The organism is Microbacterium sp. PRC9 (genome assembly GCF_031844125.1).
Taxonomy (GTDB): Bacteria; Actinomycetota; Actinomycetes; order Actinomycetales; family Microbacteriaceae; genus Microbacterium.
This window is the reverse complement of sequence record NZ_JAUZUR010000001.1, coordinates 483,434-496,143: the sequence shown is the minus strand read 5'-3', so window position 1 is coordinate 496,143 and position 12,710 is coordinate 483,434. Positions and strand designations below refer to the sequence as shown.

Genomic DNA, 12,710 nt, shown 5'->3' with positions numbered 1-12,710 from the left:
TGCGTGGGATACTTCCGCGGTGACCGACATCGAACTCGCCCGCATCGCCGGCGGAGCGGTCACCCTGCACGACGCCCGGCGCAAGGCACGCTGGAGCGTCGAACTCAAGCCCTACGACATCGGCGTGTATGCCGTCACGCAGGCGCAGCTCGCCGAACTGCTCGGCGAGCCGGCGTCGCACCCGCGCCGCCCCGCGACCGACGTCAGCTGGCTGCGCGCGATCCGGTTCTGCAACGCGGCGTCGGAGTGGGAAGGGCTCGACCCGGCGTACTCGTTCGACGGCGAGGACGTCACCTGGCACGTCGACTCCGACGGCTTCCGCCTTCCCACCGAGGCCGAGTGGGAGCACGCCTGCCGCGCAGGCTCCACGGGACCGCACTACGGCCTCCTCGCCGAGGTCGCGTGGACGAGCGCCGACGGCGTGACCGCTGCGCAGAACGTCGGCGGCAAGCTCCCCAACCTGAACGGCCTGTTCGACACCCTCGGCAACGTGTGGGAGTGGACCTGGGACCTGCTCGACCCGGCCCGCTACGCCGACTACCGCGTGTTCCGGGGCGGCGGGTTCGCCGACGACGCGTGGAGCGTGCGCGCCTCGACCCGCCGGGGCGGCGCCCCGCGCATGCACCACGACGACGTCGGCTTCCGCGTGGCACGCGGCGGATTCGACGGCGCAGATGCCGCACAGGGCTGGTCGGCCCGCGCCGACGCCGAGCGCGCCGCCGACGACGGTCCGACACCTCCCGGCTGGACCCCGCTGCGCTGATCCCCGGTGCCCGGCCCTGGAGTGTCCACCGGGGATTGGGGCGTCGTTCCTCCGTCGGGGCGCGCTTCCTGCGCCCCAACGGAGAGAACGCGCCCCGAACCCGGCGACTTCGACCCCGGAGACGCCGAAGGGGATGGATGCCGCGGGCCCCAGCTGGGGCCCGCCCCCAGAGGCTCCGGGCGACGCGCCAGCGGCGTCTGGAGGGGGAGTGGGGACCATTCCCTTCGAGGTGTGGCTAGCCGAGCAGGGTCTCCAGCGGTCCGCGCGCGAAGTAGAGCACGAAGCCGGCGGCGACGATCCACAGCAGCGGGCTGATCTCGCGGGCCTTGCCCGACAGCGACCGGACGACGACCCAGGAGATGAAGCCCGCGCCGATGCCGTTCGCGATCGAGTACGTGAGCGGCATGACCGTGACGGCGAGGAACACCGGGAGCAGGATCGAGAAGTCCGAGAAGTCGATGAAGCGGATCTGCGACATCATCAGCGCACCGACGATGACCAGGGCCGACGCTGCGACCTCGGTGGGCACGATCGACACGAGCGGCGTGAAGAACATGGCGACGAGGAAGAGGCCGCCCGTCACGACGTTCGCGAGGCCCGTGCGAGCGCCCTCGCCGATGCCCGCGCCCGACTCGATGAACACCGTGTTCGAGGAGCTGGACGTGAAACCGCCCGCGACGGCGCCGACACCCTCGACGATGAGCGCCGACTTGATGCGCGGGAAGTCGCCCTTCTCGTTCGCGAGGCCGGCCTCCTTGGACAGACCGGTCATGGTGCCCATGGCGTCGAAGAAGTTGGTGAAGACGAGCGTGAAGACGAGCATCAGCGCCGCGAGCACGCCGATGCGCTCGAACGAGCCGAACGACACCTGGCCGACGAGCGACAGGTCGGGCACGCTCACGAGCGACGAAGGCAGCTCGGGGACCGACAGGCCCCACCCGCCGGGGTTGACGTCGTCGCCGGAGAACTTCGGGCCGATGTTCCAGATCGCCTCGACGATCACCGCGACGACCGTTCCGGTCACGAGGCCGATGAGGATGCCGCCCTTGACCTTGCGGGCGACCAGGATGCCGGTCAGCAGCAGGGTGAAGACGAAGATGAGCGTCGGCACGGTCGCGACCGAGCCGTTCACGCCGAGGCCGACCGGGGGAGAGGACGCGCCCGTCGCCGTGACGAAGCCGGCGTCGACGAAGCCGATGAACGCGATGAAGAGGCCGATGCCGACCGTGATGGCGAGCTTCAGCTGGATCGGCACGGCGTCGAAGATCATTCGCCGCAGGCCCGTCGCCGCGAGGAGCACGATGATCAGACCGTTGATGACGACGAGCCCCATCGCCTCGGGCCACGTCACCTGCCCGACGACCGAGACGGCGAGGAACGAGTTGATGCCGAGGCCCGCCGCGAACGCGAAGGGCAGGCGGGTGACCAGACCGAACAGCACCGTCATCACACCGGCGGTGAGCGCGGTGGTCGCGGCGACCTGCGTGAAACCGAGGGTGTCACCGGCGACGTCCGTGCCGCTGGACAGGATGATCGGGTTCAGGATGACGATGTACGCCATCGTGACGAACGTGACGACACCGCCGCGGATCTCGGCGGGGATCGTCGATCCGCGCTTGGTGATCTCGAAGAACCTGTCGAAGCCGTTCTTCGGCTCCGGGGTCTCGGCGTTCTCGGTCTCGTCGGGGGCGTTGGGTGCCGTGGACTCGGCTGTGCTCATGTGGGGGGACCTCCGAGGTGAAACGTTAGTCGCTCCCGCCCCAACCTGAGGATTCGCTGGACGGATGCCGGGGCCCCGCGCGCGGGTGCCCCGGCCGGGGCGGTGCACCGAAGTAGGGTCGATGGCGCATGCATCGCCTCATCGTCGCCCTTCTCGCCTCCGTCGACGCCGTCATCGCGGCGGCCGTCGGCCTTGCCGTGACCCTCGCTCCGCTCACGCTGCTGTGGGTGTTCGGATTCGGCGGCGGTGCGGACTGGGGCGTGCTGTGGCCGTCGGCGGTGTCGGTGTGGCAGCTCGGCAACCTCGTGCCGCTCACCATCACGCTGCCGCCGGACTACCTCGCCGCGACGGGGATCGACGCGGGCGCGGCATCGTTCGTCCTCTCGCTCGCCCCGCTGGCCTTCGCCGGGTTCACGGCCATCTTCGCCGCCCGCTCCGGTGCCCGTGCCTCGCACGCCGACGCGTGGCTCACCGGCGTGCTCACCTCGAGCGCCGTGTTCGCGCTCGTGACGACCGGTGCGGCGCTGACCGGTGCCAACGACGTCGCGCGCGCCGAGACGTGGCAGGCCATCCTCGTGCCGACGCTCGTGTTCGCCCTGCCCGCCCTCGTCGCGGCGGTCGTGACGGAGTGGTCCGAGGCGGGCTCCGGCGCGATCGCGCGCCTGCGCGACCGCGTCGAGGCGGTGCCGCACGGCTGGGGAGAGGTGCCCGCGCTCGTCGCGCGCGGGAGCGCCGTCGTCGTGCTCGGGCTCGTCGGCGTCGGTGCCGCGGTGGCCGCCGTCGCCCTGTTCGCCCGCGCGGGGCAGATCGTTGCGCTCTTCCAGGCGGGCGACGTCGACCCCATCGGCGCCACGGTCATCACGCTCGCCCAGCTCGCCTACGTGCCGACGCTCGCGGTGTGGGGGATGAGCTTCGTCGCCGGACCCGGCTTCGCCGTCGGCACGGGCACGGCGGTCTCGCCCGCAGGAACCCAGGTCGGCGTCATCCCGGGTCTCCCGGCACTCGGCGCCGTCCCCGAATCGACGACGTCGTGGCTGCTGCTGCTCGCCCTGCTGCCGATCGCGCTGGGCGCGCTCGCCGGGTGGATCGCGCGATCGCGGCTTCTGCACGCCCGGGGAACTTTCCGCGAACGGTCCCCACACCCCCTCCACGCGGCGCCGGCGCGCCGCGCGGAGCCTCCGGGTGCGTGGGCCCAGCTGCAGCCCGCGCCCGCCGCCGGCCCGGCGTCGTCCCTCTTCGATGCCGGAAAGACCGCGGCGCTCAGCGGGCTGCTGTCGGGGGCGCCCTCGGAGGAGCCGGGCGCCGACGCGCATGTCGATGCGCCGGAGGATCCGATCGGGGCGCGGCTCGTCGTGACCGCGGGCATCGCGCTGCTCTCGGGCGGGGCCGCGGCGCTGCTGGCCTGGGCGGCGTCGGGGTCCCTCGGACCGGGGCGACTGGCCGAGTTCGGACCGGATGCCGGGCCCGTCGCGCTCGCGGTCGGCCTCGAAGTGCTGCTCGGCGCGGCGATCCTGCTGCTTTCGCCGCGTTCGGCGGGGGGTGGGAACTCGGCCGCGCACGACTCCACGTCCGCCGCGGCCGGGGTCGATCCGGCGACGGCGGACGACGGGCCGCACCCCGAACCTCCGGAGGCTGCGGCCTTCGCCGCGGTCGCGGCGTTCACAGCCCGACGATCGGGCGCGGTGCCCGCCGAGGACGCCGAGGAGCGGCATCCGTCCCCTCCCGTGAGCGGATCGCGGTCGACGCCGCTGCCGGACGCCGGCGGTGGCGTCGCACCGGAAGCGACGACCGAGCCGATCGAGCTCCCGCGGTCGGCGCCGCCCGGCGCGAGGGATGGTTCCGATTAGACTAGGCCGGTGCTGACGGTCGCTGTTCTCATCTCGGGCACAGGCTCGAACCTGCGCGCTCTGCTCGACGCGGCGGCCGATCCCGAGTTCCCGGCCCGCATCGTCGTCGTCGGCGCCGACCGCGAGGCCGACGGGTTCGCGCACGCCGAGGAGTACGGCATCCCCACGTTCATGGTGCCGTTCGCGCAGTTCGCGAGCCGCGAGGAGTGGGGCGCCGAGCTCGGCACCCAGCTCGACGTGTGGCAGCCCGACCTCGTCGTCTTGAGCGGTCTCATGCGCCTGCTGCCGGCGGACCTCGTCGACGCGTGGTCGCCGCGGATCATCAACACCCACCCGGCGTACCTGCCGGAGTTCCCCGGTGCGCACGGCGTGCGCGACGCGCTCGCCGCCGACGTCGCGCAGACCGGGGCCAGTGTCATCATCGTCGACAACGGGGTCGACTCGGGGCCGATCCTCGCCCAGGAGCGCGTGCCCGTGCTCCCCGGCGACGACGAGCACGCCCTGCACGAGCGCATCAAGCCCGTCGAACGCCGCCTCCTGATCGACGTGGTGCGCCGCGTCGCGACCGGCGACCTCGACCTCGCGGCGGTGTCCGCGAGCGCCCAGCTCTGACCCCCACCCCCACCGAGGAGACCCGCATGGCCGGACCGAGCCACGACCCCGCCCTGTACCGCCCCCGCGATGTCGTCCCGGTGCGCCGCGCACTCGTGTCGGTGAGCGACAAGACCGACCTGCTGGCCCTCGGCGAGGCGCTCGCCGCCGCGGGTGTCGAGATCGTCTCGACGGGCGGTTCCGCCACGCTGCTGCGTGAGGCCGGCTACACCGTGACCGACGTGTCGAGCGTGACCGGGTTCCCCGAGTCGCTCGACGGCCGCGTGAAGACCCTGCACCCCAGCGTGCACGCCGGCCTCCTCGCCGACCTCCGCCTCGAGGACCACGAGCGTCAGCTGGCCGAACTCGGCATCGCCCCGTTCGAGCTCGTCGTGGTGAACCTGTACCCGTTCGTCGAGACCGTGCGCTCCGGCGCGCAGGGCGACGACGTCGTCGAGCAGATCGACATCGGCGGCCCCGCCATGGTGCGCGCGTCGGCGAAGAACTACGCCAACGTGGCGATCGTCGTCTCGCCCTCGTCGTACCCGGCGGTCATCGAGGCGATCGGCGCCGGCGGCACGACGCTGGTGCAGCGCCGCGAGCTCGCCGCCCGTGCCTTCGCGCACACCGCCGAGTACGATCGCGCGGTCGCGACCTGGTTCACCGAGGGCACGCTCCTCGAAGCGGATCTGCCGGCGCACCTCACGATCAAGGCCGAGCGCCTCGCGACCCTCCGCTACGGCGAGAACTCGCACCAGCGCGCGGCGATCTACACCCGCAACGGCGGCCACGGCATCGCCCAGGCGATCCAGCTCCAGGGCAAGGAGATGTCGTACAACAACTACGTCGACGCCGACGCCGCCCTGCGCGCCGCCTTCGACATGGTCAAGCCCGCCGTCGCGATCATCAAGCACGCGAACCCCTGCGGCATCGCGGTGACGGCGCCCAACGCGCTCGACCCCATCGCGAGCGCGCACCTGCGCGCCCATGAGTGCGACCCCGTGTCGGCGTACGGCGGCGTGATCGCCGCCAACGGCACCGTGACCCTCAAGATGGCCGAGAACCTCAAGGACATCTTCACCGAGGTCATCGTCGCGCCGTCGTTCGAGCCGGCGGCGCTCGAGGTCTTCAAGGCGAAGAAGAACCTGCGTCTGCTGCAGCTGCCCGCCGACTGGCAGCAGGAGCGCCTGGACGTGCGCCTGGTCTCGGGTGGTCTGCTGCTGCAGGACGCCGACCGCTTCCCCGACGACATCGAGTCCGTCGCGAAGGACTGGCAGCTCGTGTCGGGCGAGCGTCCGGCCGACGAGGAGATGACCAACCTCATCTTCGCGTGGAAGGCCTGCCGTGCGGTCAAGTCGAACGCCATCGTCCTCGCCAAGAACTCGGCGACGGTCGGCATCGGCATGGGCCAGGTCAACCGCGTCGACTCGTGCCGCCTCGCGGTCGAGCGCGCCGGTGACCGCGCCGCCGGGTCGGTGGCAGCATCCGACGCGTTCTTCCCCTTCGCGGACGGCCCCCAGATCCTGCTCGATGCCGGCATCTCTGCGATCATCCAGCCCGGCGGCTCGGTGCGCGACGAGGAGGTCATCGCCGCGGCGAAGGCCGCGAACGTGACGATGTTCTTCACGAACGAGCGCCACTTCTTCCACTGACGCATCTCACCCCGGAGGCGCCGACCTGCCGATCGACCAGGACATGGGGCTGTTTCCCCATGTCCTGGTTCTCGTCGGGAGGGGCACGATCGTCCGGATAGGGTCGATGCGGAGCGTTCGCCAGGAGGACCCGTGATTTGGGAGATCGACGACTCGGCGCGTGCCGTCGAGGGACTCGACGGGCGTGGCCGGCCGATGCCGGAGTACGCCGCGACACTCGGGCTGCGCAGGGCGCCGTTCGGGCGGCGCGTGCTCTCCACGTCGATCGAGCTCGGCATCCTGCTGGTGCTCCAGCTCCCGGTCCTCCTCATCACCCTTCCTGCGCTCCTGAGCGCGACGGCGTCGCCGGACGCCGCGGCGGCGCTCGCGGACACCGGCCGGCTCGGCCTGGTCATCGCGTGCGGGGCGGCATCGGCGGCGCTGACGACCGCGTTCGTCGTGGTGCAGCTCGTGCTGCACGGGCGCAAGGGCGTCACCGTCGGCAAGGCGGCGACCGGGATCCGATCGGTCAACGTTCGCACGCTCGAGCGCCCGGGCTTCTGGCGGGGCGCGGTCCTGCGCTATCTCGTGCTGTACGGCAGCTTCCTCGTGCCGCTGGTGGGCCCGGTGCTCGTCATCGCGTGTTCGCCGCTGTTCGACCCCGAGCGACGGGGCCGCGGCTGGGCAGACCTCGCCGGCGCGACGTGGTTCGTCGACGCGCGTGACGGGCTCAACCCTTACGACGTCAAGCGCATGCGCATCGCCCGCAAGACCGCCGCCACCGACCTCGCGGACGACCGCAGCGAGCTGCGCTCCCTCGCCACCTCGGCGACGCCCCCCGGCACGGGCGCCTACATTCCTGTCACCCGCAGCAGCGGGGGAGTCGTGGGTGCGCCGCGTACCGACGCGTACGCGGCGACCGCCGAGGCGAGCGGGACGGATGCCGCGTCCCCCGCGTCCGCTTCGGCGCCCGCGCCTGCGCCCGCGCCTGCCGCCGTGACGCCGGCCGGTGCCGCGCCGGCGGCCATCGCGCCCACGGCGCCCTCCTCCGGCCCGGGGATCCCGTGGACGCCGCCCCGGCTGCTGCCCGACGCGAGCCCCGCGCCCGCGCCGGCTCTCGCAGGCCCCCCGGACGCGCCCGCAACGCCGGCGCGACAGTCGTCGCCGGCCGACCCTGCGACGCCGGGCGTCGTCCTCGAGTTCGACAACGGCGCCCGCATCGCGCTCGCCGGGTCCGGCATCCTGATCGGCCGCGATCCGGCGGCTGGGCCAGGGGACGCCGGTCTCGCGCTCGTTCCCCTGGACGACCCGTCGAAATCCATCTCGAAGACCCACCTGGCGCTCCTGCGCACGGATGGCAGCATCATCGCGATCGACCGTGCGTCGACCAACGGGAGCGCGGTGATCCGCGACGGCGTCGAGCACGCCCTTCCGCCCGGCCAGGGCATCGCGGTCCGCTCCGGAGACACCCTGCTGCTCGGCGAACGGCGCGCCCGCGTCCGCATCGGCTGAGGCAGCACAGCGAGGAACCCATGAGACTCAGACTCACCCTGCAGCGCCGGAACGCCCAGCACATCGACATCGTGGTCACCGCCGACACCACGGCGACCGTGCAGGACGTCGCGAGGCACATCGTCGAGACCGATCCGGCGCGCGAGACCATCGCGTCACCGCGTGACGTGCTGACGCTCAAGGTGGCGCCTCCGACGTCGTCGACGTTCACGATGCTCTCGCCCGAGACGCTCATCAGCGACGCGGCGGTGGGCTCGGGCTTCGTCGCGTCGATCGTCAATCTCGGTGAGGAGTACGTCTCGACGCGGACGAACGGGGGCCCGCCCGCCGCCATCCTCTCGATCGTCGGCGGTCCGCTCGTCGGCCGCGAGTTCCCGCTGCCGCGCGGTCAGTTCACCATCGGCCGCGTCGCGGGCAACGACATCGTCCTCCCGGATCCCCTCATCTCCAAGTCGCACGCACGCGTCGAGGTCGGCGCGTCTGTCGAACTGGTCGACCTGAACTCGGCGAACGGCATCGTCGTCGACGGCGGCCTCGTGCAGCGCCTCCGCGTCATCCCCGGCCAGCGGTTCTCGCTCGGCGACACGGACGTCGTCGTCCGCATGGTGCAGGACTTCGCGCCGGTGGAACAGGATCCCGTCCTCGAGCGGGGCGGCTCGCTCCTGTTCAACCGCAGCCCGCGCGTGGAGCCGCGGTACGTGGGCGAGGAGCTGCCCGAGCCGCGGATGCCGAAGGACCCGATCTCGCGGCTGTTCCCGTGGCCGATGCTGGTCGCGCCTCTCATCCTCGGCATGGCGCTGTTCGCGATGAACGGCAACCCTCGCTCGCTCCTGGTCGTGGTGATGTCGCCGCTCATGCTCCTCGGCAACTTCATCTCCCAGCGCACGCAGGTCGGCCAGCGCGCCCGCAAAGAGACCGAGATCTTCGAGCGCACATTCGAGGAGCTCGAAGAGAACCTCTATCGCGAGCGGCCGCGCGAGCGCGAGATCCGCAACGCCGAGGTGCCGCCGGTGGCCGTCGTCTTCGACGAGGCGATGCGGCTCGGCCCGATGCTCTGGACCCGCCGACCCGAGCACTGGAACTTCCTGTCGGTGCGCCTGGGCACCGCCGAGGCCCCGTCGCGCACGACGGTGAAGAGAACCGAATCGCCCGAGGCGCTGCAGGAGTTCGTCGACCGCGTCGACCGGCTGCGGGATCGCTACCGCACGATCGACGGCGTGCCGGTGCTCGAGTCGCTGCAGAGCGTCGGGGTGATCGGCGTCGCAGGAGGCGAGCGGGAAGCCGCCGACGCCCTGCGGGGCCTCTGCGTCCAGCTGTTCGGCCTCCACTCGCCCAACGAACTGGTCGCGATCGCGCTCACCGAACCGCGATGGGCGACGCAGCTCGAGTGGCTCAAGTGGCTTCCGCACACCTCCAGCGAGCGCAGTCCCTTCCGCGAGATGCCGCTGTCGGATTCGGCGTCGACCGGCGCCGCGCTGCTGTCGGGCCTCGAGGAGCTCGTCATGCAGCGCTCCAAGGCCGCCTCGTCACCTCGCCTGCCGCTGGATGACGAGTGGGACCCGATGCGCTACGGCACCGACGTGCGGCGCGCCGCGGAGGAGGCCACGTTCCCCGGCCAGACGGCGGTGCTCGTCATCGTCACCGCCGACGCCCCGGTGGATCGCGCGCGCCTCACGCAGGTGCTCGAGCGCGGCGCCGACGTCGGCGTCTACGGCCTGTTCGTGGCGCCCGTCGTCGAGGCGCTCCCCGCCGTCTGCCGCAGCTTCATCGACGTATCCCGGGGTCTCGATCACGGCCACGCGGGCACGGTCCGCAGCGGCGTGGACTATCCGGAGACCGCGGTCGAGGGCGTGTCGAACGAGCTGATGACGGTGCTGGCCAAGCGGCTCGCCCCGGTCGTCGACTCGAGCACGGTCGTGGAGGACTCGTCCGACATCCCGAACTCGGTCATGTTCCTTTCGCTCGTCGGCACCGAGCTCGCCGTGGATCCCGGCTCCGCCGTGGAGCGCTGGCGCGAGAACAACACGATCATCGACCGCTCGGGCGCGGTTCTGCCACGCCTGAAGAAGGCCGGCACCCTCCGCGCGATCGTCGGCCAGGGAGCCACGGACGCGATGGCCCTCGATCTGCGGACGCAGGGACCGCACGCCCTCGTCGGCGGCACCACCGGCGCCGGCAAGTCCGAGTTCCTCCAGGCGTGGGTGCTCGGCATGGCCGCCGCCCACAGCCCCGACCGCGTCACGTTCCTGTTCGTCGACTACAAGGGCGGCTCCGCCTTCGCCGACTGCGTCGAGCTTCCGCACACGGTCGGCCTCGTCACCGACCTGAGCCCGCACCTCGTACGACGCGCGCTCACCAGCCTGCGCGCCGAGCTGCACCACCGCGAGCACCTCTTCAACCGCAAGAAGGCCAAGGACCTGCTCGAGCTGGAGAAGCGGCGCGACCCCGACACGCCGCCCGCCCTCGTGCTCGTCATCGACGAGTTCGCGGCGCTCGCGGGGGAGGTGCCCGAGTTCGTGGACGGTGTCGTCGACATCGCGCAGCGCGGCCGCTCCCTGGGGATCCACCTGATCATGGCCACGCAGCGGCCGGCGGGCGTCATCAAAGACAACCTGCGCGCCAACACCAACCTCCGCGTCGCGCTGCGCATGGCCGACGAGTCGGACTCGAAGGACGTCGTCGACGACCCCGTGGCTGCGCGCTTCGACCCGGGCATCCCCGGCCGCGGCATCGCCAAGACCGGCCCGGGCCGGCTCGTCCCGTTCCAGTCCGCCTACGCGGGTGGCTGGAGCACCGACGAGGCGCCCGCCGCCGACGTGGGCGTCGCGCAACTGCGGTTCGGCTCGGTGCAGCGGTGGGAGCTGCCGGACTCGGGCGAATCCGAATCGCATGATGTCGATCCCGGGCCCAACGACCAGAAGCGCATCGTCGCGACGCTGGTCGCCGCCGCCGAGGCGGCGCGGATCCCGGCGCCGAGGCGCCCGTGGCTCGACGACCTCGAGACCACCGTCGACCTCCGCCGGCTGCGGGCCGGGCGCCCCGGCTTCATCCTGCTCGGCAAGCGCGATGTGCCGGAACGCCAGCTGCAGGAGCCGGTGTACTTCGAGCCCGACCGCGACGGCTCGCTCCTGGTGTACGGCACGAGCGGGTCGGGCAAGTCCACCGTGCTGCGCACCGTCGCGATCGCCGCGGCGATGGGCCGACGTGCCGAGAACATCGCCGTCTACGGCCTGGACTTCGGCGCCGGCGCCCTCAAGAGCCTCGAGGTGCTGCCGCACGTCGGCTCGATCATCCCCGGCGACGACGCCGAGCGGGTGCAGCGGATCATGCGCTCGCTGGGCGGCATCCTCGACGACCGCGGCAAGCGGTTCAGCGCGGCCAATGCCTCGAGCATCGCGGAATACCGCGAGCTCACCGGGCGCGACGAGGCGCGCATCATCGTGCTCCTCGACGGCCTCCCGCAGTTCCGCGCCGAATGGGAGTCGACGACCGCGCGGATGCCGTTCTATCAGGCGTTCATGCGCATCCTCGGCGAGGGCCGCCCGCTGGGCGTGCACGTCGTCGCGACCGCCGACCGTTCCGGGTCGGTGCCCACCGCGATCAGCTCGAACGTGTCGCGCCGCGTCGTGCTGCGCCTCTCGGACGAGAACGCCTACGCGCTGCTGAACGCGCCGAAGGACGTGCTCGACGAGCGCTCCGCGCCGGGCCGGGCCATCGTCGACGGCTTCGAGACCCAGATCGCGGTGCTCGGCGGCACGCCGAACGTTGCCGAGCAGACGAAGCTCCTGGGCCAGTGGGCCGAGGAGCTTCGCGCGAACGGCGCGCGAGAAGTGGACGAGATCGGCTCGCTGCCGACACGGCTCGCCTGGCAGGCGCTGCCGGATCGCATCGGCGAGTTCCCGGTGCTCGGCATCGCCGAAGACACGCTCGCGGCCCGCGAGTTCGATCCGGTGGGCACCTTCGTCGTCGCGGGGCCGCCCTCGGCGGGCAAGACCAACGCGATGAAGGCCCTCGTCACCTCGATGGTGCGCTTCGACCCGACGGTGCGGCTGTTCCACTTCGGCGGCCGGCGCTCGCAGCTGAAGGAGTTCGCTCCCTGGATGCGCAGCGCCACGACGCCCGACGAGGCGAAGGACCTCGCGACCGAACTCGCCGAGCTCGTCGCCGACGAGTCCATCGACGCGCGGCTCATGATCGTGATCGAAGACGTGCCGCAGTTCGCCGACTCACCGGCGGAGCGCCCCCTCAAGGCCCTGTTCCAGGCGGTCAACCGCAGCGAGCACCTGCTCATCGGCGACGCCGACGTCACGCAGGTCACCAGCGGCTTCGGCCTGGTGGGCGACTTCAAGGGCGGCCGCAAGGGCATCATCATCAAGCCCGACGCCTTCGACGGCGACGCGGTGTTCAAGGTGCCGTTCCCGAAGGTCAAGAGGTCGGACTTCCCCGACGGACGCGGCATCTTCGTGCAGGCGGGACGCCAGGTCACGGTGCAGCTGCCGCTGGTCGAGGCATCCGTCCTGCCCGTCCCGCAGACGGCCCCGCAGCACTGACGCGGGGCGGCACCCGGGCATGGGGAATGGTCCCCATCGCGTGGCGTCGGCGCCGTCCGTTAGGTTGCTGAGTGTCCCGCCCGACGGGGGTCGGGA

General features: G+C 72.0%; 7 protein-coding genes. 6 read left to right on the top strand and 1 reads right to left on the bottom strand.

The features are described from left to right. Nucleotides 1–19 precede the first annotated feature (19 nt). Nucleotides 20–763 (top strand): SUMF1/EgtB/PvdO family nonheme iron enzyme, encoded by a 744-nt coding sequence (locus tag Q9R33_RS02120; RefSeq protein ID WP_311292700.1) that lies wholly within the window; start codon nucleotides 20–22, stop codon nucleotides 761–763. 235 nt (nucleotides 764–998) lie between these two features. Here Q9R33_RS02120 and Q9R33_RS02115 read toward each other — a convergent pair whose 3' ends face one another. Further along, nucleotides 999–2,483, bottom strand: coding sequence for an NCS2 family permease (locus Q9R33_RS02115; RefSeq protein WP_056370835.1), 1,485 nt, complete (start codon nucleotides 2,481–2,483; stop codon nucleotides 999–1,001). Nucleotides 2,484–2,611: 128 nt separating this feature from the next. On the opposite strand from Q9R33_RS02115, the gene Q9R33_RS02110 reads away from it, so the two are divergent. From Q9R33_RS02110 to Q9R33_RS02090, 5 genes are all read left to right on the top strand, one after another. Beyond that, on the top strand, nucleotides 2,612–4,330 hold the full coding sequence (locus Q9R33_RS02110; protein WP_311292699.1) for a DUF6350 family protein: 1,719 nt from the start codon (nucleotides 2,612–2,614) through the stop codon (nucleotides 4,328–4,330). Nucleotides 4,331–4,339: 9 nt separating this feature from the next. Further along, a complete protein-coding gene (gene purN / locus Q9R33_RS02105) occupies nucleotides 4,340–4,942 on the top strand; it encodes a phosphoribosylglycinamide formyltransferase (RefSeq protein WP_056370832.1) in 603 nt (200 codons plus the stop codon). A 26-nt stretch (nucleotides 4,943–4,968) separates the two neighbouring features. Beyond that, the gene (purH, locus tag Q9R33_RS02100) at nucleotides 4,969–6,573 is read left to right on the top strand and encodes a bifunctional phosphoribosylaminoimidazolecarboxamide formyltransferase/IMP cyclohydrolase (protein ID WP_311292698.1); all 1,605 of its coding nucleotides are present in this window, start codon (nucleotides 4,969–4,971) and stop codon (nucleotides 6,571–6,573) included. A gap of 132 nt (nucleotides 6,574–6,705) precedes the next feature. Beyond that, a complete protein-coding gene (locus Q9R33_RS02095) occupies nucleotides 6,706–8,064 on the top strand; it encodes an RDD family protein (protein WP_311292697.1) in 1,359 nt (452 codons plus the stop codon). Between the two features lie 20 nt (nucleotides 8,065–8,084). Beyond that, nucleotides 8,085–12,614 (top strand): FtsK/SpoIIIE domain-containing protein, encoded by a 4,530-nt coding sequence (locus tag Q9R33_RS02090; RefSeq protein WP_311292696.1) that lies wholly within the window; start codon nucleotides 8,085–8,087, stop codon nucleotides 12,612–12,614. Nucleotides 12,615–12,710 lie beyond the last annotated feature (96 nt).